Origin of the sequence: Methanobacterium veterum (genome assembly GCF_000745485.1) — an archaeon.
GTDB lineage: Archaea > Methanobacteriota > Methanobacteria > Methanobacteriales > Methanobacteriaceae > Methanobacterium_D > Methanobacterium_D veterum.
Window position 1 is genome coordinate 180,799 of the sequence record NZ_JQJK01000015.1, and the last position, 23,543, is coordinate 204,341.

The following is a 23,543-nucleotide window of genomic DNA, read 5'->3' on the forward strand; positions in this document are numbered from 1 at the left end:
ATAATTAATAATTGTCCAATAATTTCTTAAAAGCATTATTGGCCCTTTTCATAACATCTTTTAGAGGCACGCCAGTTTCACCGGCTATTTTTTTGGCATCTTCATATTCTGGGCTGTAATTTATTACCTCTTCCCCAATCATTCCAATTTTAATCTGTATATCGTGTTCTAGCCCACCAATATCTAATTTTAGAGGTACAATTTCTCTTTTCACAATATTTCTATGGACATAGGGTAATACTCTAACTCCAAGTGTTCCAGTTTCCCTTATAATCGCTTCAGATACTGTGCTGCTGTCTTTTGGCTTTGTTATTACTCTTAAAAGATGTCCTGGTCTATTTTTTTTCATTAATACTGGAATCACGCTGATATCTAAAGCCCCAGCATCCATAAGCTTATCAAATGTGTGGCCAATAACTTCTCCTGTTACGGTATCGAGGTTAGTCTCAAGAATAGACACTTTATCTGTCGGAACAATAGATTCTCCCTTTACAACCCTTAAAACATTTGGTATTTCAAGGTCTCTTTTTCCTGCCCCGTACCCGATCCTGCTGTTTGTAACCAGAGGGTAAAAATCACAGATCTCATCCACCATGTTTACATAAAGAGCTGCTCCTGTGGGAGTTGTTAGCTCGTAATTAACAGGCCCTCCAAATGATGGAATATTTTTGAGTATTTCAAGAGTTGCAGGTGCAGGAACACTTAATTTTCCATGCATGCTGTTAATTCTGCCCCCACCAAGTGCAACAGGCATTCCATAAACTTTTTTTGAATCAAGCCCTAGTTTATAGAAACAATAAGCAGAACCGATGATGTCCGCCACAGCATCTGCAGCTCCAACTTCATGGAAGTGTATTTTATCTAAACTTGTACCATGAACTGTAGATTCCGCTTCTGCAACTGTTTTGAATACTTTTTTTGCAAATTCCAAAACTTCAGGACTAATTTTATATTTCACTTTATTTAGAGTCTCAATGAGCTCTGCATAACCAATAGAATTTTTGTCTTCACATTCAATATCTGCATATGTGGCAGAAATGCCGGATTTTTTGGTCTTATCTATTTTAATTCGGATATCCCCAAAATGAGAAGCATAGTTTTCCATAACTTCTGCTACTTCTTCTGCATCTACCCCTAGATCTATAAGTGCGCCTAGCACCATGTTTCCAGATATTCCTGAATTTTGAGGATCTAAAATAACTACCATTATATCAATTTCCTTTGAAGCTGCTATTTTTTAAAGACTGCAATTGTATCTTAATTATATTCAATAATTTTAATAGATTAAGATTGATATTTCTTTAAACTCAAACATATTTGACGAATTTAGTGATTACTGTTTGAATCCGCAATAAACTGCAAGATGGTAATATTTCCAGAGTATATCCACATCTTTAAAACCAATTTCACGAAGCCAGTCAATATGATCAGTTATTTTTGCGGGATGATCTTCTGTTTCGGCAGCAGGTACCCATTTTTCTTCTATTTCTTCCATGCTGATGCTTAAGTTCATGAATTCTTTCCATTTGGCAGTATATATTTTCTGCAACTGTTTATTTGATGCTAAAACAGCGTCTGCGTTTAAAAATATTCCTCCGTGGGTCAGAGCTTCATATATTTTTTTGTAAAATCCTTTCTTGTCTTCATCTGTTGCAAGGTGGTGCAGTGCCAGTGAAGAAACAATTACATCATATTTTTCGGTGAAATTATACTCATAAAAATCACCTACCGTATATTCTATATCAGTGTAATCATGTAATTTTAATTTAGCCATTTCTATCATATTTTCAGCTAAATCAAGACATGTTACTTTGGCATTTTTAAATTGTTTCTTCAATGTTTGGGTTACAGTTCCAGTACCGCAGCCAAGGTCAAGAACTTTTACAGGAGCATCCTGTTCATAGGGAATAGAACTGATTAATGTATTTATCATGTCTTTATAATGTGGAATTAATTTAAGGATAACTTCATCAAATTCGGAGGATTCTTCTTCAAAATGAGCTTTTACTTTATCGCTTTTTTTCAAAATAATTCACCTTTAAGATTAAATGATACAGTTAATTGTTAAGTATTATACTTTTTTTAGTATAATATTAGAATTTTAGTGGATTTAAAATGAGCTATTGAATTTAAAAAAGAATTATAAAAAAGGGAATGTGGTTTTATTTAATTACCATTAAAGTATCTCCGGCATTTACGGTGTCCCCTTCTTTAATGAAGATTTCCTCTACAGTTCCAGAGCTTGTAGCATGGATATCATTTTCCATTTTCATAGCTTCTAAGACAGCAACTACATCCCCTTCATTCACCTTATCTCCTTTATCAACTTTGAGTTTAAGGATCATTCCCTGCATTGTAGAAGTTACTCCTCCTTCAACAGGGCCTGTAGGTCCTTGAGTACCTTCTGCTTCTATTTCCATGTAACCTACTGGTTTCACTTTTACATTGAAGATTTCACCATCTACATCTACAGCGTATTCTGTAGGAATTCCTTTAGGTGCTTCACTTGCCTCAGCTTCTACAGGTGGTGCAAGTGGTTCTTCTTCGCAATCACCACGTAAGAATTTTGGAGCAACTGCAGGATAGAGAGCATAGGTTAAAATATCTTCTTCTTTTTTGATAATTCCTAACTCTTCTCCTTTTTCTTTGCATTTTTCAAGTTGAGGTTTAAGTAAGTCAGCAGGTCTTACAGTTATTGGTTTTTTATCCCCAATGATTTTCTTCCGGATATCTTCGTCAACAGGTGCAGGAGGTTTTCCGTATAATCCTTTCAGGTAATCTTTAACCTCTTTAGTGACGGATTTATATCTTTCCCCACCTAATACATTCATAACTGCTTGAATTCCAACTATCTGGCTTGTTGGGGTTACAAGAGGAGGATATCCAAGGTCTTTTCTAACTCGCGGTACCTCTTCAAGCACGTCCTCGTATCTATCAAGTGCATTTTGAACCTTTAACTGTGATACAAAATTTGACAGCATTCCGCCGGGTATCTGATAAATTAAAACTTCTGTATCTACTTTTTCAGCAATAGGATCTAAAATACTGCTGTACTTTTTGCGTATTTCTTCAAAATACTTTTTGATATTTGTAAGAAGTTTTAGGTCAAGTCCTGTATCGTAAGGAGTACCCTGAAGGGCTGCTACCATACTTTCAGTTGGCGGCTGGGATGTACCCCATGAAAGAGGTGAAATAGCAGTATCCAAAATATCTACTCCTGCTTGACAGGCAGCATAGTAACTCATAGGTGTCATACCGCTTGTGCAGTGACAGTGTAAGTTTATTTTTAGATTTGTTTCTTCTTTAAGGGCAGTTATTAATTCATAAGTATCATGTGGTGTTATTAAACCCGCCATATCTTTTATGGCTACTGAATCACATTCTAATGCTTCTAATTCTTTTGCAAATTCTACATATTTTTCCACGGTATGAAAAGGACTTACTGTATATGAGATTACTCCCTGTACGTGTGCATCCTGTTCTTTTGCAACTTTAATGGAGTATTCCATGTTTCTTATATCGTTTAATGCATCGAATATTCTGAAAATATCTACTCCATTTTCATAGGATTTCTCAACAAATTTTCGTACTACATCGTCAGGGTAATGTTTATACCCTACCAAATTTTGACCACGAAGTAACATTTGAATAGGAGTTTTTTTAAGGTGTTCTTTAAGTTCTATAAGCCTTTCCCATGGGTCTTCATTTAAATAGCGTATGCATGTATCAAATGTTGCCCCACCCCATGCTTCCATTGAAAAAAATCCTACTTTGTCCATTTCTTCAGCAATTGGCAACATATCTCTAGTTCGCATCCTTGTCGCCAAGAGAGATTGATGTGCATCTCTGAATGCTGTTTCTATGATTTCTATCTTTTTCATAGTGACCCTCACGGTAAGTTTGAATATATCATTATAATCAGTCTTTATATAGTTAGTCTAAACTGTCATATATACCCTATTTCTTTAAGTTATGATGGGTATGTAAAATTTTTTTAAAAGTAGATCATTAATTAAGCTAATTAAGGTAGTAGATAATACTGCCTCTAATTATAACATAGTGTATTTCACCTTAACATAGTTCGGTTATCTTATATTTAAACTTATTTCCTGAAATTTAAAATATTACACAACAAATTATGAAATCATATAATTATAATCTGTAATTATTCTCTTTATTATTCAAGTTTATAACAAATTCAATATTCAACCTGGCAAATTATGAAATCATCATTCTCATATACTACTTTGGCGTAATCTGGAATTATTTCGTTAATATGTGTATGAATATCTTTGTTGAAATAGTAAAGAGGCCCAAATAAGGAATAGGCCAGTTTCATATCTATAGTTTTATTTTCAGATGTAAAAGTTAACCTTTTATCATAAACAATATAACCTATCTTTTCTTTTTCAAAAACAGATTTTGGTGTGCTGTTATTGAAGTTTTCAAACTTAAAATGAATTGGCATTTCAGATTCAGTAGCTAAGAAATATCCTGCATAAATATTAGATACAAGAACGGATCTGCTTTTATTCCCGTTTTCATCAAACCATTTTGCCATATCTATCTCTGAATCACCCGGAGGAGAAATCTGAATATATCCAAATTTGGTTGTGGATCCAAAGATTGCTATTTCAGGATCTTCAACAGTTAAAACACCTAAAAAAGTAGATAACGCAAAAATACTTATTAAAAACAATGATCTAAATGGCCTGGATGAAAATATATTGTAATATTTTAACTTGTAATAAACCTGGCTTAATCCAAATCCTCCAAGTATTGAAAGTGGTATAAGTAAATATATCAAAACCCTGTAAGTTACAGTATTAATGCCGAACCAGTAAGCATTGCTTAATAAAAACATAGCTAAAATCCATATAAATATAAAGATATGTTTTCTTTCAATTTTTTTAAGTGCAAAAATACCTCCAATGACTGCAAATATTAAAACTAATACTCCAATATTTTTGATGTAGGCTAATGCACCCATGGGTTGGTTATAATTTAATCTAATTCCGGAGCTAACTAGGGCTAATCCTTGGTGTGTTATGCTGCTAAAAAGATCTGGTTTCAATAAAAGAAGTGCAATTAACCCTGTAATTAGTAAAATCAATGAAAATGACAGAAATACACCATAATTTTTTAAAACAGAAATATCCCTGTTTAAAATTAAAGTAAGTATTGTAAATAGGGTAACTACTAATAATAACACTTCTGGAGCTACTAAGTGTGTCAAAAGGGTTAAAATAAATATAAACCCTGCTATGAGTGCATATTTTAAAACTCCTTCTTCAAGGGACTTGTAATAAAAGTAAACTGCAAGTGGTAAAAATATTAAAGCAAGATTTTCTGGCAGGGGTAAAATAATTCTGCTAATTAAATAGCTTGATATTATTAAAAACCCTGTAGAAATGCCTGCAATTTTACCATAAAATTTGTTTGCAACATAGGACGTAGATAAAACGATAAACATAGCTAAAAATGGCTGCATAAACCTTGCAATCTGGAAATAATCTATTTTTAGAAGGGTTCCTAGACCTGCAATTAGAAAATGAAAAATAGGAGGATAGTTTATGTTTTGTCCATATGGTGCATTTAAGAGTGGATCTGTTAATACAAAACCGTATTGGGTGTATATTTTTGCATACTGCACGTGGTAAATTATATCCCAGCTTAAAGGCCACCCGTATTTCAACGTTGGAATTAAAGCTATAAAAAATATTGCTATTGCAGGGATAATAAATGATATACTGTATATTTTCTTTAAGTTCATTGTACCACGTTGAATAAATAACTTAATAAAGGAATTATAGACCTGAAGCAAAAGCACTATGATAATGTTAATTAACTAATTTATGTTTTGCAAAAACTGTATATTATATCTATAGTAAATGTGCTAAATAGTCAAGGTTTTAAAAATTATTCAGTTGCAGATAAGTTTAGGACATAAAAGTAACATGAATTTGATGAATTTTATTTTTTAAGATTTTAATTGAATTGCAATAAAATACGCTTCGATAGGCCTTTAATTGGTACAAAAATGGATCCTTCGAAACATTTATATGGGATAAAAACATAAGTGTTGTTGTCGGAAGTATGTTTCCTTATTCCGGCATGAGGAAAAAATCAAAAAAAATTCAAATTCATTTAAAAACAAAAGAATGAGGTCTATTATGGTAAGAAAAATCGCAATTTATGGAAAAGGTGGAATTGGAAAGTCCACAACTACTCAAAATACAGCATCAGCTATGGCTCATTTCCACAACCAGAGGGTTATGATTCATGGTTGCGACCCTAAAGCAGATAGTACAAGAATGATTCTTGGGGGAAAAATGCAGACCACCATGATGGACACCCTTAGGGAAGAAGGAGAAGAAGCGTGTATGGATCTCGACAATGTTATGTCAACCGGTTTTAAAGACATAAAATGTGTCGAATCTGGAGGTCCTGAACCGGGTGTTGGTTGTGCCGGTCGTGGTGTAATCACTGCAATTACCATCATGGAACATATGAAAGTCTATGATGACAATGACTTCGTTTTCTTCGATGTTCTTGGTGACGTTGTTTGTGGTGGGTTTGCAATGCCTATCAGAGATGGTAAAGCCGAAGAAATTTATATTGTAGCATCTGGAGAAATGATGGCGCTTTACGCAGCAAATAACCTGTGTAAAGGTATGGTAAAATACGCTGAACAGAGCGGTGTGAGACTTGGTGGAATAATCTGTAACAGTAGGAATGTGGATGGAGAAAAAGAACTCCTGGAAGAGTTTTGTAAACGTATCGGTACTCAGATGATCCATTTTGTCCCAAGGGATAACATCGTACAAAAAGCAGAATTTAACAAAAGGACAGTAGTGGATTTTGATGCAGAATGCAGTCAAGCTCATGAATATTCGGAATTAGCCCGTAAAATTATAGAAAACGATAATTTCGTAATTCCAGATCCGATGACCATGGATGAATTAGAAGAAATGGTTGTAAGCTATGGTTTAATGGATTAATCAGTGTAATTAATGGAGAGAATAACATGAAAATGATAAGGGCTATACTGAGACCAGATAAGGTAGAAGAAGTCGTAGATGCATTATCTAATGCAGGACACGTGGCTTTAACTAAAATGGATGTTATTGGAAGAGGTAAGCAGAAAGGAATTCGCCTGGACAATATATACTATGACGAACTTCCAAAGGTGATGCTTTTACTGGTAACACCATCTGAAGAAATTGATGATATAATTGAGATTATCAATGAAACTGCATTCACTGGAAACTTCGGGGATGGAAAAATCTTCATAAGTCCTGTGGAAGAAGCTTATACTGTAAGAACTCGAAGTAAAGGGCTATGAGGGTCTTTATGAAAGAAATAATAGCAATTATTCGGCCTAATAAAATCAACAGGACAAAGGAGGTTCTCGATGCTTTAGGATTTTCATCTATGACTGCAAATGCAGTTTTTGGAAGGGGAAGACAGAAAGCAATCGTGGGGGAAGTGACCTTTGCTATCCAGAATAAAGATCTTCGTGAAGAAGAAGGAAGCATGCGTTATATTCCTAAAAGGATGATATCGCTGGTTGTCCCTGATGAAGATGCCTCTTTGGTGGTTGAATCTATAATGAAAGTAAATAAAACGGGTCAAATTGGAGACGGTAAAATATTTGTTTGTCCCATAGAAGACGCAGTTAGAGTTAGAACAAAAGAATCAGGAGAAGACGCAATTTTGTAAATTAACAAAATTGCACTCCTGTAGTTATAATTAAATTTAAGGAGAGTAAACATGCCTTTCAAACTTTTTGATGTGTCTAAACCTATCCCTGAGAGGAAAGAACACACATATGTAAAACACTGAGGGGATCCTGAGGACTGTCTTCCTAAATGTAATTCTAAAACAATACCAGGTTCTATGACAGAGAGGGGATGTGCATTTGCTGGAGCCAAAGGTGTTATAACTGGAGCTATAAAAGACGTAGCTCATATTGTACACTCTCCTGTAGGATGTACAGCTTACGGTTATGGAACAAAAAGGTATCCAACAACCACAGATATGCCCGACGGCAGTCAATTCCCTATAAAGGATTTTAACATTAAATATATTATTGGAACAGATTTACAGGAGTCAGATGTAGTATTTGGGGGGATGAAAAAGTTGCGTCAAGCAATTCTTGACACCAATAAAGAATTCCCATTTGTAAGTGCAATTTATCTTTATGCAACATGTACTACTGGACTTATAGGAGATGATCTGGACGCCGTAGCCAAAGAAATGGAAGAAGAATTAGGTAAACCGATCATAGCATTTAATGCACCAGGTTTTGCTGGACCAACCCAATCTAAAGGTCATACTATTGGAAACAATGTTTTATTTAGTAAATTGGTAGGTACAACAGAACCTCCCGCAACTACTCCCTATGATATAAATCTTATTGGTGAGTACAACATCGACGGGGACCTCTGGTTGCTTAAAGACTACTTTAAAGAAATAGGAATAAATGTCTTGAGTACTTTCACAGGTGACTGCTGTCATAATGAAATAGGATGGATGCACAGGGCAAAATTAAGCGTAGTAAGGTGTCAGAGATCATCTACCTACATAGCAAAAATGATAGAGGACAAATACGGCGTCCCTTACATGAAAACTGACTTTTTCAGTACCAAATACTGTGCAGAAAACTTAAAAACTGTAGCAAAATTCTTTGGTCTGGAAGATAAAGCAGATGAATTGATTGCTAAAAAAATGGCTGAAGTAGGTCCAGAATTAGAATTTTATAGAAAGAAATTAGCCGGAAAAAAAGCATTTATCTTTTCTGGGGGGCCTAAAAGTTATCACCTTTCTGTCCCATTACAGGAAGAGTTAGATATGGATGTCACTGGTGTTTCATCTATGTTTGAACACGAAGATGGGTTTGAAAAGATGAAAAGCAGGTTAGATGAAGGAAAACTTGTAATAGACGATCCTAATGCACTGGAACTGGAAGAGCTAATTGAAGACTATGATATAGATCTGATTATGGGTGGTGTAAAAGAGAAGTATTTTGTCCATAAATTAGGAATACCATGTCTCTTGATTCACTCATATGAAAATGGACCATACATTGGATTTGAAGGGTTCGTAAACCTTGCAAGGGATATGTACACAGCCATCTATAATCCTGTATGGAACATGCTTGAATTTGAAGAAACTGAAGAACCAGATATACCAAACGTTGAAGAGGAGGCAAAATAATGAGCGTAAATCTTATAGAAAAGGAAAGAATGGCTACAATTAATCCTCTAAAAACATGTCAGCCGCTGGGAGCAATGTGGGCGGTTACTGGGATTAGCAGGGCCGTTCCATTAGTTCACGGTTCTCAAGGATGCTCAGCATTCGTTAGATACTGCCTCTCTCGTCATTTCAGGGAACCTTCGGAAATTGCTGTAACTTCTCTCCACGAGGATGCGGCAGTTTTTGGCGGAAGAAAAAATCTTGTTGAAGGTATCCAGAACGTTGCAATAAGGCTTAAACCTGATTTCATTGGTGTAATTACCACATGTTCCAGTGAGATCATCGGTGATGATGTAATTGGGTTCATAAAAACAGCAAAAGGAGAACTTAAAGAAAAAATTGGTGAAGAAGCAGTTGAAAAAATAAAAATTGTACCAATAAGTACTCCGAGTTTCGTTGAAACACACCTTAAAGGTTACGATAATGCAATTAAAGCTTTGGCAGATTACGTAGCTGAACCTTCAGAACCCAATGAAAAGATAAATATAATCCCGGGAATGGTGAACCCTGGAGATATACGTGAAATAAAACATATGCTCAGACTCATGGATCTTGAAAGCATAGTCCTTGCGGATATTTCTGATCCATTTGATGCGCCACTCAGGCCATCTACAACTGAATACAAGCCATATTATCCAAAAGGGGGGACAACTGTAGATGAAATCGTTGATTCAGCAAACAGTGTAGGTACCATATCTCTTACTAAATATGCTGGTTCCGGTGCTTTATCTCTGGAGAAAAAATACAACGTACCTGCAGAACTTGGTCCAATCCCTATAGGTGTTCGAAATACTGATCAATTCCTTAGGAACTTGAAAAAACTCACTGGTCAAGATATTCCTGACTCGATCTTGGATGAAAGAGGTTTACTGATAGATTCCATGGCGGATGTAGCTTCAAGATATCTCTTTGATAAAACAGTAGCCATCTATGGAGATCCTGAAATTACCTCTGGAATAGCAAGGTTCGTTGGGGAACTTGGTATGGAACCTAAACTGGTTCTTACTGGATCTAAAAGTCAGGAATTTGTTAAAGACATAGAAAAAGTAGCCAAAGAAACTGGAGCTGAAATAGATACCATGATTGATCAGGATTTAAGGTCCATGGAAGTGTATCTCAAGGATAATCCGGTGGATCTGATGATAGGCGGATCAGATGCAAGGCTCATGGCTAAGGAATATGATATTCCATTGGTAAGAGTTGGTTATCCTGTTTATGACCGTGTGGGTTACCACAGACGTCCTATAGTGGGATACAATGGTGGTATTCATCTTATGGATCTGATAACTAATACCGTACTTGAAAAATACTATGAACCAGAGCACTGGAAACTCCAGCAGTAGATTAATATGTGGATGGGCTCGATTGAGCCTATTAAATTTTTTTTTAAATTATTTAACTAATTAGGAGAATTACTTAGAATTTAGGGGTATTTATAATGGAACCTGTTACTGAAACATTTGAATCTCGTAAAAAACACGTGTGTGTAAAAGGAGAAGGATTATCTATTCCTGTATGTGATAAGGCCAGTCTTCCAGGTACAGTTACCCAGAGAACATGTGTTTACGGTGGAGCAAGAATTGTTTTAATGCCAATTACAGATTCAATTCACCTGGTACACGGTCCGATAGGATGTGCGGCATGTACATGGGATATAAGAGGAAGTAAAACTTCAAGGGAAGATATATACAAAAAAGGATGTTCTACAAACTTACAAGAAAAAGATATCATCTTTGGTGGAGAAAAAAAACTATTTGAGACCATAATAGAACTTAATAAATTATACAAGCCTGGAGCAATATTTGTGTATGCTACATGTGTTGCAGGTATAATTGGGGATGATATTAGGGCAGTATGCAAAAAATCAGAAGAAATAACTGGATGCAGAGTTATACCAGTTCAATCTGAAGGTTTCCAGAACCATAATAAAACTAAAGGGCACTGGATCGGCGGTGATGCATTACTGGACTATGTAATTGGAACAAAAGAACCTGAAGAAACCACTCCCTTTGATATCAATATAGTGGGTGAATTTAATGTTGCAGGGGATCTCTGGGGAATTAAGCCCCTACTTGAAGAAATGGGTGTCAATATAATAAGTACGTTAACCGGAGATTCCCATGTGGATGAAATAGCTCAGGCACACCGGGCTAAGCTCAATATAGTTCAGTGCCAGAAATCTTCAAATTACGTTGCCCAAAAAATGGAAAAAAAATATGGAATACCATTTATAAAAGTCAACTTCTTTGGTCTTGAACAAACTGTAGCATCTTTAAGGGATATAGCTGATTTCTTTGGAGACGAAGAAATGATCGAGCGGACCGAAAGAATAATAGAATCAGGACTCAAAGAGGTAGCACACAAAATTGAAGAATATAAGAAAAGATTAACTGGAAAAACTGTTGCTCTCTATGTTGGAGGTAACAAAGCATGGTCTCTTGTGAGGCCATTTGAAGAATTAGGTATGGATGTAATGATGTCTGGAACAAAGAATGGAATTAGGGAAGATTATGAAATGATCAAGGAAGCTGTTAGAGATGGTACCATAATTGTAGATGATGCAAATTCAGCCGAACTCACCAGACTTCTTAAAGAACACCGACCAAATCTGCTCATATCTGGTGCTAAAGAGAAATACATCTCATTAAAGCTCGGAATTCCATTTTGCGACTTTAACCACGACAGAATAACTGCGTTTGCAGGATTTAGAGGTTTTGTAAGCTTTGCAAAAGAAGTGGATGCCTCAGTTTCAAGTCCAGTGTTTGAATTAACCTCAAAAAGTTTGAGAGGTGACTAAAATGCATCACGATAAAAAATTTGCTGTAGTAAATCCCTCCAAAATGTGCCAGCCAATGGGAGCCATACAGGCCCTTTTGGGAGTTAAAGACTCCATGCCTCTTATTCACGGCTCTCAGGGCTGCAGCACATATATAAGGTTTCAACTCACCAGGCACTTTAGAGAACCTATAGAAGTTGCATCAACTTCTATGAGTGAAAAAACTGTAATCTATGGTGGCGAATTCAATCTAATGAAAGCTTTAAAAAATATCACCGAAAAACAGTCTCCAAGCATGATAGCAGTTACATCAAGCTGCTTAACAGAAACCATTGGGGACGATATGGTGGGAATTATAGAGAAATTTGAAGATGCAAACCTGGACAAAGAACTGCCTGTAATCATCCCTATTTCAACTCCGAGTTATGTTGAATCCCATGTTGAGGGGTACAACAGGACTATAAAAGCGCTTGTTGAGCATTTAGCTACTCCAACAGTCGAAAATGGAAAAATTAATATAATTACCGGTAATATATCACCTGCAGATGTAAAAGAGGTTAAAAATATCTTAAAAGAGATGGATTGTGAGAGTATCATTTTAACAGACACCTCAGAAAACCTTGACGCACCACTTACTGAAGATGCTCTATCCTTATATAATGGAGGAACAACCATTGAGGAAATTGAAGATACGGCCAATTCATTAGGTACAATCTCTTTATCCAAACATGTGGATTCTGCAGGAGTATTCCTTGAGAAGAAATTTGGGGTTAAATCTATATCTGGACCTATTCCTATAGGCCTTGAAAATACAGACAGTTTTGTAAAATCTGTATCTGAACTTGGAGATTTAGAAATTCCAGAATCAATAGAAAAAGATAGAGGTAGGCTTATAGACACAATGGTAGATGCCCATTCATACAATTATCACCGAAAAGTGGCTATATTTGGAGATCCTGACTTTGTATCTGGATTAACACGTTTCACATGTGAAATGGGTATGATCCCGACTGTTGTATGTACTGGTACTGAAAGTAAACGGTTTATTGAAGACATCAATAATATCTCCGAAGAAAAAGGAGTTTCACCTACTATTTTAGCAGGCGGTGACCTTTATGACATGCACAGAGAAATTAAAGAAGCAGGAGCAGATATTTTAATTGGAAATGCTTATGGGGCTAGTATAGCTCAGGAAGAAAATATCCCTCTATTTAGAGTAGGTTTCCCAGTATTTGATAGATTGGGAGCACAGAGAATATCTGTACTGGGATATACTGGAGGTATTGACTTCGTTGACAAATTAACAAATACAATACTTGATTTCTACTATGATGAAGCTGGATACGAAATAGAAGAACCAGAAGAAGTAGTGGAAGAATTTGCCAGGGAGGAGATTTAAGTGAAGATAGCAGTAGCATCAACAGATGGTAAGCTAGTAGATCTGCATTTTGGGGATGCAGATAGATTTTTAATATATGAAATTGAGGATGGAGAAGGTAAATTCCATGAAATAAGAGAAAAAACAGCTATGCCTTTAAATAATCATCAAGAACGTTGGGTAGCATCAATAGATCTTATAAATGATTGCAAAGCAGTTCTCTGCAATAAAATTGGAAATGAACCTACGATTGAACTTAGAAAATTAGGAATAAAACCAATACAGCTTGATTGTGAAGTTAAAGATGCTGTTAGTGAGTGTTCAAAACATCTATTGAGTTAATTGGTTCTTTATGCCAGAGATATGGTAATTTACCTGATCTAAATCTAGTAGGTGGGATTAATGTTGATAACGGTTAACATATCACTGGATTATGGGAGATGTGAAGGATCAGGATGTGGGGCATGTGTGTGTATATGTCCTACTAATGTTTTTACCCTTAAAGAGGGTTGTGTGTCAATAAAATCACCAGAATATTGTAAATTATGTGGTAATTGTTTAGAAATTTGTCCTTATGGGGCTATAGAAATAGAAGAAATAGATGGAACTTTTTAAAATGAGGAGATACAAATGGCTAATGTAAAAATTGACTTTGGAAAATGTGATGGTATAGACTGTGGAGAATGTGCAGATGTCTGTTCAATGGAAATTCTCAAACTTGAAGGGAACAAAATAGTAATTGTGAACCCTGGAGAATGCAGTTTATGCGAAACATGTACCGACGTTTGTCCTAATGGAGCTATTGAACTGGAAGACTGATCAAAATATATGGCTACAAAAAGGATAAATAAATTCATTACTTTTTTTAATAGAAATTTTTTTATTATATTTGGATAATATAACGATGATGCCAGTTAATTTTATTAAAATTTAATACTCATAAGGTGATACCTCTTGAAAACAGTTGTTACGGCGTGTACTCGGGATTGTACTGGCGCATGCAGCATCATAGCAAGTGCAGAAGACGGTAAAGTTACTAAATTGTGTGGAAATAAGGAACATGATGTAACTGCAGGGTTTTTATGTAAAAACACTTCTCGCTATTTAAAAACTTATTTTTACAGCCCTAACAGGGTCCTCCATCCTCTTTTAAAAGAAAATGGAAAGTGGAAAAAAATAAGCTGGAATGAAGCGCTTGATATTGCAGCTTCAAAGATATCTGAAGTTATTGGAGAATATGGAAGTTCGGCAATCCTGTACTATCAAGGGTTCGGTGCCCGTACAGCTCTACAAGCTATGAACTGGCGATTTTTTAATCTACTTGGTGGAGTAACAACTACCTACGGCACAGTATGTGGTGGAATTGGACATTCTGCAATGGAACTTGACTTTGGTACCAAGATATCCCATGATCCACTTGATCACCTCAACAGTGATTTAATAATCGTCTGGGGAAGGAACCCTGCGGCAACAGACGTGCATCTGTGGAGAATTTTAAGAAAAGCAAAAAGAAATGGGGTAAAAATAGTAGTTATAGATCCTGTAAAAACAAAAACTGCAAAACAGGCAGACGAATTTGTACAGCCAGCACCAGGTTCAGACCTATATCTTGCAATGGCACTTGCCAAAATTATTTTAGAAACTGATCATGTAGATAATGAGTTTATAGCAAATTACACTAAAAATTTTGATTCATACAAACAAATACTGGATAAATTTTCTCTTGAATATTTATCAAATGAATGTGGTGTTGATCTAGACAAAATAAGGGAATTAGCACTTGAATATGCACAGGGTAAACCTTCAAGTATCATTACAGGATGGGGGCTTCACAGATATGTGCAGGGGCACCTTGCTTTCCGCATGATCGATGCTCTTGCTGCTGTAACTGGAAACATAGGAGTCTCTGGAGGGGGTGTAAGCCAGGGATTTGAGGAATTTGAGTACTTTGATTTTTCCTCTGTAGAACTAAATGAACGCGGAAAAAATCAGAGAAAGCTTCCAATGCCTAAAATCGGTGAAGCTATACTTGATACAGACAATCCTCCTATAAAACTTATAGTTTTAGCCTCTGGAAACCCGGTTAATTTAAATCCAGATTCATTAAAGGTTAAAGAAGGTTTTGACAGTGCGAACTTCGTTATCATGATGGATCACTTTTTAAATGATACATCCGAGAGCGCTGACCTCTTTTTACCCGCTACCACTTATCTAGAAGAAGAGGACCTAATCGGAAGCTATGGTCACAACTGGATATCTCCAATAAATCGGGTAGTATCTCCACAAGGAGAAGCAAAATCTGAATTTGAAATATTCCAACTTCTCGCGCAGAGATTAGGGATTTTTGATGAAATGTCAGGAAGTGCTAGGGACTGGCTCAAAAAACTGGCAGTACCTGTATTGAATAGGGGTATAAATTTTGAAGATTTGCAAAATACTCCTCAAAGGATGATCAAAAAAACTGAAATACCATTTGGCGACAGAAAATTTAAAACAGAATCGGGAAGATTTGAATTTATTGAAGAACTTTCTATCCGAGATACAAATATAGAAGAATTCCCATTAAAACTTCTTTCAACAATGGCAGAAGACTTCATAGGATCTGTAGTCCCGGAAAGTGAACTGGTAGATGGATTCCTGGAAGTTCATGTCCATCCAGACATTTTGGGTGAAAAAAATATTGCCGATGGGGATAAAGCATTGATTGAGTCTCCTGTTGGAAGCCTTGTTGTTAAAGTGAAAGAAGATAATGAGGTTAGAAAAGATTATATCCTTACATATAAAGGAGGATGGTTAAAATATAATAAATGCGTGAATGTTTTAACCCAACCCCTAATAAGTGAAATTGGGGATGGAACTCCTTATTATGATACACGGGTAAGGATTAAAGGGATAGGTAATAGTTAGTAACTGGGATTATCTGCTTATAATATTTTTAAACCTTAAAATAGTTTACAACTTCTTTTTTTATTTTATTTTTATAACTTTTAGATATTCGGTATCATTATTATTTGGATATTCTTAATTTTTGATTAAATGTAACTTTATATATCTGTAAGTACTTACAAAACTTTAATTAAATGGACTTAATTAAAGAGGACTAAACATGGATAAAATTTTTGAAAAACGAATGGGCTGGCGCCCTGATCTCCCTGATTTAAGGGATTATACCTTTGAACATGACAATATAAAACCTATGCTGGAAAAGATAGGTATTGTTGAATCTGTAAAAAAGATTCCAGCTACTGCAGATTTAAGGGCATGGTGTTCTCAGGTAGAAGACCAGAAAAATTTAGGGTCGTGTACTGCCAATGCAGGCATTGGACTTGTTGAATATTTTGAACGTAAAGCATTTGGTAAACATATGGATGCATCTAGACTTTTTCTTTACAAAACAACCCGAAGACTGATGGGCCTGAAAGGGGACAGTGGGGCAGACCTCAGATCAACTATGGGTGCACTGGTGCTTTTTGGAGTTCCACCCGAAAGATACTGGCCTTACACAGACAAAAGCCCTAATTTTGATAAGGAACCAGATACATTTTGTTATGCATGTGCTGAAAATTACCAGTCAATTCAATATGTAAAACTGGATCCTCCATCTACCCTTACAAATGACCTTTTAGATAGAATCAAAACAAATCTGGCAGCAGGATTACCTTCTATGTTTGGATTTACAGTATACAGCTCAATAGAACAGACTATGGATAACGATGGAAAAATACCATTCCCCTGCGGTGGAGAACAAATTGAAGGTGGACATGCTATCGTGGCAGTGGGATACGATGATAACATGAAAATTAAAAACACCAACTGCACTAATTCTACTACTGGAGCTCTTCTTATCCGGAATTCATGGGGCACCAGCTGGGGAGAAAAAGGTTACGGTTGGCTGCCATATGATTATGTGCTAAAGGGAATCGCCACTGACTGGTGGACTCTTCTTAAAAATGAATGGGTTGATACTGGAGAATTTGGACTTTAAAATAGTAATTTATACATTTTTTATTTAATTTTTTAAAATAAGAAATAGTTAGAGAATAGTTTATCTTTCTCTTTTACCTTCAATAAACTCATTCACCATGTTATATGCTTGTTCATCTATGAACTGTTCTGGCGGATGTTTCATGGTGTAAGCTGAGATTGATGTTAACTGACCACCAATACCTCTTTGAAGGGCTAATTTACAGCAGCGGATTGCATCTATGACACATCCTGCAGAATTTGGTGAGTCTTCAACGCTGAGCCTTAATTCTATGTTCATAGGTACATCCCCGAATGTTTTACCTTCCATTCTGAGGAAACAAAGCTTATTATCCTTTTGGAATGGTACATAATCACTTGGACCAATATGAATATCAGGATCTGGAAGTCTTTCTGCAAGTACAGACTGCACAGCTTCTGTCTTTGATTCCTTTTTTGAATCAAGACGATCTCTGTTTAACATGTTCAAGAAATCTGTGTTTCCTCCAGTGTTTAACTGGTAGGTGCGTTCTACTTTTACTCCCCTTTCGCGGAATAAGTTAGCTAAGGTTCTGTGTGTAATTGTAGCGCCTATTTGGGCCTTAATATCATCCCCTATTGCAGGGATTCCCTTTTCTTCGAATTTTTTAGCCCATTCTGTGTCACTTACGATGAAAACAGGCATACAGTTTATAAATGCAACTCCTGCATCAAGGGCGCACTGTGCATAAAACCTTACTGCTTCTTCAGAGCCTACTGGGAGGTAATTTACGAGCATTTCAGCTCCGCTTTCTTTTAAAACTTTTACAATATCTGATTGTTTTTCATCTGATACCACAAATGTATAATCATCATCATAATTGCTCATGTGTGGAGCAACACCGTCTAAAACTTTACCCATCGATACTTTAACTCCCATTTCAGGAATTTCTGGGCAGAAAACATGGGTACAGTTTGGTTTTGCAAAAATAGCTTCACTTACATCTTTACCTACTTTTCTTTCGTCTATATCAAAAGCAGCTACCACTTCTATATCTGATGCAGTGTAATCCCCAATTACTGGATGCATTAAACCAATGGCCTCTTCTGGATCCTTGTTTTTATAATAATGAATTCCCTGTATTAAAGAACTTGCACAATTACCAAGTCCCATTATTGCTATTTTTATCTTTTCCAACTATAACACCCTCTAAACATATTAAACTGATAGTATGCTTATTAATATCATTTAAAATTAATATTAAACTCTATTTTATTATTCTAATCTCATTTTAATTCTAATAAATAGATACTCTTTAAAAAAAGATTAGCTTTATTATACTATTAAATGTTTCGATCGGCGGGTTACTGGTTATTAGAATTAATAACTATTTAAATTCAACTAAAAAGTCTAAATATTTAAAAAAATATTAATTTAATATTTTTCAGCATTTAATATTACTTTTGTACTTAAATTAAATTAATTTTGAAAATTTTGATTTGTGATGAAACAGGATGTACAGCTTAACTGAACCTTATTTAATGACACCAAAACTCATAAGTCCTAGATAACCTGCTGCTGTAAGACATGCACTCCATATAACAATACCTATGCTCATCCAGATTAATAATGGCCTCTTACGAGATCCTAAAGCGATTCCAAGTGCTGCTCCAACTGGAGCACCGAAAAGTAATGGAGATATAAGTCCCAGTCCAACTACTCCATATTCATTCCATATTTTATAATATCTGCTGTCTTTTAAATCTTTATTTTCTCCATAACGCCATTTTATAACCTTTTCCCTGATGCTGTCTCCAACAGCTGTAACCATAGATGCAGCTACAATTGCGCCCACAGCTGATGCAATTCCAATTATAACTGGATTAAGGTTGATAGCTAATCCAAGAGGTATAGCTGCCCATAATTCCAAAATACCTGCTCCGAAAACAAGTAAAGTTCCTGTTATTACATCCATTTTTGTAACCTTTTAGTTTATAATTTGAAGATATTACTCTAATTAATTTTGTATATAATTTTATAATTCCAAATACATTAAAACCTTTACATGGGGGGTTAGTATGAGTGATTGATCAGTAGATTAATAAGTATGCCGGATTAAACTCATTTTAATGAATACTAAAGAGGAAGTGCTGAATTGGAGAATAATCACAAAAACATTATAGCAGCAGGAATATTTCTAATTGCATTTATAATAACCTTTTTGGTAAGTGTAGATATCTTAAAATCATTAGTTTCAGGCGTTTTGTTTGCAATCATAACAGAGGTAGTCATTAGTAAACATAAAGATACGAAGGAAAATCCCCACTTGCAGGCAACTGTTAAAAATAAAACAAAATCTGAACACGGTGGATATAGTGCAAAGATGATTAACTGGAAAGCTATACTTGCTGGACTAATTGTTTCTGGAATTTTAGTTGCGGCCCTTTTAACTACACCACCATCGGACGGTGCCACTGAACTATCTGAAGAGGCATCTATGCTACTTACTCTTTTAGTAATGGGATCTGTTTTCCTGGGAGGGGCATTAACAGGTTATATGTCGTATTCTAAAGAGAGCGGTCTAGTTAATGGTGTAATTTTCACTATTATATTGGGATTATTCATGGCTCTTTTGAGTCCTTTAATGCTTATATTTGCTATTCCAGGACCAATAGGAGGAATAATTGGAGGTGCTGTTGGAAAAGTTCTGAAAAATAATTAATTTGTAATAAACCATTATTTATCTCTGTTCAAGTTCTGTATCTCTCATGCAGTAGAAATTGTACTTGACTCCAATTCCATATTCCTGTGCAAAGGGGCATGTTGGGCACATACATCCCCTTTCTTTAGTTATACAGTTTTTGCTTTTTCCAGTTACACAGAATAATAATTCATCATCCTTTTTGGCACATTCATTGTATGTTGGACAGATTGGGCATATGCAATCTGATTTCATCTGGTTCATTGTGGTAGTTTTATTTTCATCTGACATTTGATCTAATTCGTTCATCTTTTCTTCGAACTCGTCCATTTCATTCAACCTCTTTGATTAAATCACGGCTATAGCCCAGTAAACAAATATCAACCATAGTATGGCCAGTACTGCAGTGCGGATTAAAGGTAATTTACCAAATTTCATTTTAGCTATTTTAGAACCGATGTACCAGCTTAAAACAATTAATATCACCAGAAGAATGGTGTTAATGATGCCCACTATATTTAATGGGTCTTTGAACATTACATAAATCCATACGACAGCAGTTATAAGTATTCCCAACCATAAAACTGGTTTAACTGCACTGTTTACTTTTATTGTTAGCTGTGTAATTTCTTCTGATTTCTTGGACAGTATCAGCATTGCAAACAGGACCATTATAGATCCGAGAGCCAATATGATGCCTAAAAACTCGAAGAACAAGGTAGTAACGGGTTTACCAAATATCTGCTCTTTAAGAAGTGGTATTGTTATAATTGCCTTTAGAGATTCATCTGCTGGAAAAGATTCTATATCTCCTACTGCCATTGAATATTTGCCTGTATTGCCCGCATTGAATACTTTGATGTAATATGTTCCTGCACTGACATTTTGGGAAAATTCAGGTCCCTGTAAATAGTAGTCTCCTCCAAATTCTTCAAACATGGGCATCCAGCCTGATTTTTTCCCATCAAGTAATGCTATGGTTCTTCCAGAGGAATCAGTTATCTGTGCTGAGACGAAATCACCATTTATACCTGGGCTTTGAGGTACAAGAATGTTCACATACAGTTTAAATGGCTTATCTGAAGTTATTTTGTAGTAATCTGGCTGCCCATTCAAATTTCCATAAAAAGCCTGAGATATCTCTGGATTCTGAATTACAATAGGGTTATCCATAGAGCTGTTTGTTCCCGCTTCTAAACGGGGTTGATGTGCACTTACTGCACAAATAGACAAAATAAAAACAATTAGTATAATTAACGACTTTAATCCAAAATTTAAATATTTTTGGTTAGTCATACTATATTTTATATAATTTGTATTAAATAAAAATTTCTGATGGCGCTTTAGGTAGCTAATAGTACATACTGTAATTTTTAAATGATTTAATTTTGTTTTAAAAAATGAATAGTGAACTTTATACCTCATTATTTTGTATTTATGGGAGTTATTTGATTTTTTGATTGGATTCTGCTTTGTTGATGCATCAAGGGCATCATTTTCTAAATTCAAAATGTCTCTAAAATATATTAACCATATTAAAAATAGTAATACAAATGAAAAAAAATGTTCGCTGAGGTGAAAATATGGTAACTATTGATTTTAACATGGATAACATTCAAAAGTGTCTATGCCCTGGATGTCCAGTTCAAGCCAAAAGTGAATGTGTACAGGATAAACTAAGCAAATTAAAGTCTCAAAGTGGAGGAACTCCGGGCAAAGATGATGTACCTGGTGTTTACTGTTCAACAGGAAAAGCTACCTGTGAGGGACTTGATCCAAGTCAGATGTGTCAGTGCGGTAAATGTGAAGTATGGAAAGAATACAAGTTAGGTGAGGGAGAGCCTGGAGGATACTACTGCGCAAAAGGAGAAGCAAGATAAGCAAATTATTCAACTAATTTTTTATTTTTTTATGATAGTTTCTTACATATATACGATATTATCTGCATTTTTTGAAGCCCTTAGGAACGTATCCGGTAAAATGGGACTAAAAGATATGGATGAATATCTTGTTACATGGGCATTTGGATTTTTTGCACTGCCCTTTTTACTTTTCCCTTATTTTTTTATAAGTATTCCATCACTTGGAAATCAGTACTGGCTTGCATTGATTTCAGATGGTATTTTGAATGTCACAGCAACTATCCTACAATTAAAATCCATGAAACACTCTGATTTATCTTTAGTAATTCCATTAACGTCTTTTACTCCTTTATTTTTATTAATAATGGCTCCTCTAATTCTTGGTCAATATCCAACTTTTCTTGGCGTAATAGGCGTCATTTTTATTGTTATAGGCTCTTATATACTAAATACTAAAAGGAAACTGATAGCTACACAAAGAAGAAATTCAGATTATCTGGATCCTTTCAAAGCAATGGTAAAAGAGAAAGGTCCAAAGCTGATGTTGATAGCTGCGTTTTTATTAAGCATAACTTCAAGTATAGATAAAATAGGCGTTTCAAATTCTTCACCTTTATTTTGGGCGGCATCAGTGCATTTATTTACGTCAGTTACCATTTCTCCTGTATTAATACATGAATTCCGTAATCATACGAAATTGACGGGGATGGATATTAAGCTTTTATTTGCAGTTGGAGCTTTCAGCGCTTTATCTTTAGTAGCTCAGTATATAGCTATTACGACCCTTCTTGTTCCATATGTTATTGCAATTAAAAGAACAAGTGTCATAATGAGTGTTTTATTCGGATATTTAATATTTAAGGAAAAAGGGATAAAAGGGCGCCTGTTGGGGTCTGTAATAATGGTTTTAGGTGTTGTTTTTATAGCTCTGTCGTGATTTCAAATGGAGTTGTATTTATTAGAGTTAAGGATCCCCAATTTATGATCTTAAATAATGTTTTTTGATTATTTATCAAACCCTTACCAAACATTTTTATATTATATTCTATATTTAGAATATTATATGTCTAGAATATCAGATATTGAAACAGCAATACTTGGACTACTTTATGAAAAACCACAGTACGGCTACCAACTGGAGAAATCTATAGAGTCGTGGGGAATGCGTAACTGGACTCAAATAGGCTTTTCATCAATTTATTATGTTTTAAAGAAGCTGGAAAAGAAGGAACTAGTAACATCAAGACTGGAAAAGGTAGAAGGTAAACCTTCCCGTAAGATTTTCACTATAACTGATCTGGGACGGGAAACCATGGAAGAAAAACTTAAGGAACTTCTTTCATGGAATAAAAAGTTAACTTCACCGTTTGATTTAGGTATAGCATACCTTAACTATCTTGAACCACAGGAAGTCATCGAATGCCTTGAAAACTACATAAAATCTGCAGAAGGCAGGATCAAATTCTTAGAAAGCTCAGTTAAAATGCAGAAAGAATTAAAAGCACCTTACTATGTAACTGCCCTTTTCAGCAGACCTTTAGAGATCCTTAAAACTGAGATTGAATGGGTAAAACAGCTTATTGAAACCATTAAAAAGGAAGAGAATATTTAAAAATGAATGATTT

The 23,543-nt window shown here is 35.3% G+C and carries 23 protein-coding genes and 1 pseudogene; 16 read left to right on the forward strand and 8 right to left on the reverse strand.

Annotation, left to right across the window (positions count from 1 at the left end; translation table 11 throughout):
• Positions 1 to 4: 4 nt before the first annotated feature.
• From larC to EJ01_RS08245, 4 genes are all read right to left on the reverse strand, one after another.
• Positions 5 to 1,207: a nickel pincer cofactor biosynthesis protein LarC gene (gene larC / locus EJ01_RS08230; protein ID WP_048082159.1), complete on the reverse strand. Its 1,203-nt coding sequence runs from the start codon at positions 1,205 to 1,207 to the stop codon at positions 5 to 7.
• A gap of 126 nt (positions 1,208 to 1,333) precedes the next feature.
• The gene (locus tag EJ01_RS08235; protein ID WP_048082158.1) at positions 1,334 to 2,026 is read right to left on the reverse strand and encodes a class I SAM-dependent methyltransferase; all 693 of its coding nucleotides are present in this window, start codon (positions 2,024 to 2,026) and stop codon (positions 1,334 to 1,336) included.
• A 136-nt stretch (positions 2,027 to 2,162) separates the two neighbouring features.
• Complete coding sequence (gene oadA / locus EJ01_RS08240) at positions 2,163 to 3,881, reverse strand: sodium-extruding oxaloacetate decarboxylase subunit alpha (RefSeq protein ID WP_048082157.1); 1,719 nt, start codon at positions 3,879 to 3,881, stop codon at positions 2,163 to 2,165.
• Positions 3,882 to 4,198: 317 nt separating this feature from the next.
• A complete protein-coding gene (locus EJ01_RS08245) occupies positions 4,199 to 5,773 on the reverse strand; it encodes a hypothetical protein (RefSeq protein WP_048082156.1) in 1,575 nt (524 codons plus the stop codon).
• Between the two features lie 400 nt (positions 5,774 to 6,173).
• On the opposite strand from EJ01_RS08245, the gene nifH reads away from it, so the two are divergent.
• From nifH to EJ01_RS08305, 12 genes and pseudogenes are all read left to right on the forward strand, one after another.
• Positions 6,174 to 7,001, forward strand: a complete 828-nt coding sequence (gene nifH / locus EJ01_RS08250; protein ID WP_048082155.1) for a nitrogenase iron protein — start codon at positions 6,174 to 6,176, stop codon at positions 6,999 to 7,001.
• A gap of 26 nt (positions 7,002 to 7,027) precedes the next feature.
• Entirely contained in the window at positions 7,028 to 7,345 is a 318-nt protein-coding gene (locus EJ01_RS08255; RefSeq protein WP_048082154.1) for a P-II family nitrogen regulator, read from the forward strand.
• Between the two features lie 8 nt (positions 7,346 to 7,353).
• A complete protein-coding gene (locus EJ01_RS08260; protein ID WP_048082153.1) occupies positions 7,354 to 7,722 on the forward strand; it encodes a P-II family nitrogen regulator in 369 nt (122 codons plus the stop codon).
• A 144-nt stretch (positions 7,723 to 7,866) separates the two neighbouring features.
• Positions 7,867 to 9,219, forward strand: a pseudogene (locus EJ01_RS08265) (nitrogenase subunit alpha); the annotation flags it as partial.
• Positions 9,219 to 10,601: a nitrogenase component 1 gene (locus EJ01_RS08270; protein WP_048082152.1), complete on the forward strand. Its 1,383-nt coding sequence runs from the start codon at positions 9,219 to 9,221 to the stop codon at positions 10,599 to 10,601. The pseudogene EJ01_RS08265 and the gene EJ01_RS08270, both read left to right, overlap by 1 nt.
• Before the next feature lie 95 nt (positions 10,602 to 10,696).
• Positions 10,697 to 12,055 carry a nitrogenase iron-molybdenum cofactor biosynthesis protein NifE gene (gene nifE / locus EJ01_RS08275; protein ID WP_048082151.1) on the forward strand — a complete coding sequence of 453 codons (1,359 nt, stop codon included), beginning with the start codon at positions 10,697 to 10,699 and terminating at the stop codon, positions 12,053 to 12,055.
• Between the two features lies 1 nt (position 12,056).
• Positions 12,057 to 13,433: a nitrogenase iron-molybdenum cofactor biosynthesis protein NifN gene (gene nifN / locus EJ01_RS08280; protein ID WP_048082150.1), complete on the forward strand. Its 1,377-nt coding sequence runs from the start codon at positions 12,057 to 12,059 to the stop codon at positions 13,431 to 13,433.
• Entirely contained in the window at positions 13,434 to 13,754 is a 321-nt protein-coding gene (locus EJ01_RS08285; protein ID WP_048082149.1) for a NifB/NifX family molybdenum-iron cluster-binding protein, read from the forward strand. It abuts the gene before it with no gap.
• A 60-nt stretch (positions 13,755 to 13,814) separates the two neighbouring features.
• Positions 13,815 to 14,027: a 4Fe-4S binding protein gene (locus tag EJ01_RS08290; RefSeq protein ID WP_048082148.1), complete on the forward strand. Its 213-nt coding sequence runs from the start codon at positions 13,815 to 13,817 to the stop codon at positions 14,025 to 14,027.
• 15 nt (positions 14,028 to 14,042) lie between these two features.
• A complete protein-coding gene (locus EJ01_RS08295; protein ID WP_048082147.1) occupies positions 14,043 to 14,231 on the forward strand; it encodes a 4Fe-4S binding protein in 189 nt (62 codons plus the stop codon).
• Between the two features lie 135 nt (positions 14,232 to 14,366).
• Entirely contained in the window at positions 14,367 to 16,319 is a 1,953-nt protein-coding gene (locus tag EJ01_RS08300) for a molybdopterin-dependent oxidoreductase (protein ID WP_048082146.1), read from the forward strand.
• A 199-nt stretch (positions 16,320 to 16,518) separates the two neighbouring features.
• Positions 16,519 to 17,397 (forward strand): C1 family peptidase, encoded by an 879-nt coding sequence (locus tag EJ01_RS08305; RefSeq protein WP_048082145.1) that lies wholly within the window; start codon positions 16,519 to 16,521, stop codon positions 17,395 to 17,397.
• A 60-nt stretch (positions 17,398 to 17,457) separates the two neighbouring features.
• Here EJ01_RS08305 and EJ01_RS08310 read toward each other — a convergent pair whose 3' ends face one another.
• Both EJ01_RS08310 and EJ01_RS08315 read right to left on the reverse strand, forming a co-directional pair.
• Positions 17,458 to 18,552 (reverse strand): inositol-3-phosphate synthase, encoded by a 1,095-nt coding sequence (locus tag EJ01_RS08310; RefSeq protein ID WP_048082144.1) that lies wholly within the window; start codon positions 18,550 to 18,552, stop codon positions 17,458 to 17,460.
• Positions 18,553 to 18,889: 337 nt separating this feature from the next.
• Positions 18,890 to 19,330 (reverse strand): small multi-drug export protein, encoded by a 441-nt coding sequence (locus tag EJ01_RS08315; RefSeq protein WP_048082143.1) that lies wholly within the window; start codon positions 19,328 to 19,330, stop codon positions 18,890 to 18,892.
• Between the two features lie 180 nt (positions 19,331 to 19,510).
• Here EJ01_RS08315 and EJ01_RS08320 point away from each other — a divergent pair, with 180 nt between their 5' ends.
• Positions 19,511 to 20,077, forward strand: coding sequence for a hypothetical protein (locus tag EJ01_RS08320; RefSeq protein WP_048082142.1), 567 nt, complete (start codon positions 19,511 to 19,513; stop codon positions 20,075 to 20,077).
• 18 nt (positions 20,078 to 20,095) lie between these two features.
• Here EJ01_RS08320 and EJ01_RS08325 read toward each other — a convergent pair whose 3' ends face one another.
• The gene (locus EJ01_RS08325; protein WP_048082141.1) at positions 20,096 to 20,386 is read right to left on the reverse strand and encodes a DUF2769 domain-containing protein; all 291 of its coding nucleotides are present in this window, start codon (positions 20,384 to 20,386) and stop codon (positions 20,096 to 20,098) included.
• Positions 20,387 to 20,404: 18 nt separating this feature from the next.
• On the reverse strand, positions 20,405 to 21,289 hold the full coding sequence (locus EJ01_RS08330; protein ID WP_245611176.1) for a hypothetical protein: 885 nt from the start codon (positions 21,287 to 21,289) through the stop codon (positions 20,405 to 20,407).
• Positions 21,290 to 21,639: 350 nt separating this feature from the next.
• Between EJ01_RS08330 and EJ01_RS08335 the strand changes: the two genes are divergently transcribed.
• From EJ01_RS08335 to EJ01_RS08345, 3 genes are all read left to right on the forward strand, one after another.
• Positions 21,640 to 21,936 carry a DUF2769 domain-containing protein gene (locus tag EJ01_RS08335; RefSeq protein ID WP_048082140.1) on the forward strand — a complete coding sequence of 99 codons (297 nt, stop codon included), beginning with the start codon at positions 21,640 to 21,642 and terminating at the stop codon, positions 21,934 to 21,936.
• Positions 21,937 to 21,967: 31 nt separating this feature from the next.
• Positions 21,968 to 22,855, forward strand: a complete 888-nt coding sequence (locus EJ01_RS08340) for an EamA family transporter (protein WP_048082139.1) — start codon at positions 21,968 to 21,970, stop codon at positions 22,853 to 22,855.
• Positions 22,856 to 22,981: 126 nt separating this feature from the next.
• The gene (locus EJ01_RS08345; RefSeq protein ID WP_048082138.1) at positions 22,982 to 23,530 is read left to right on the forward strand and encodes a PadR family transcriptional regulator; all 549 of its coding nucleotides are present in this window, start codon (positions 22,982 to 22,984) and stop codon (positions 23,528 to 23,530) included.
• The last annotated feature ends 13 nt before the right edge of the window (positions 23,531 to 23,543 follow it).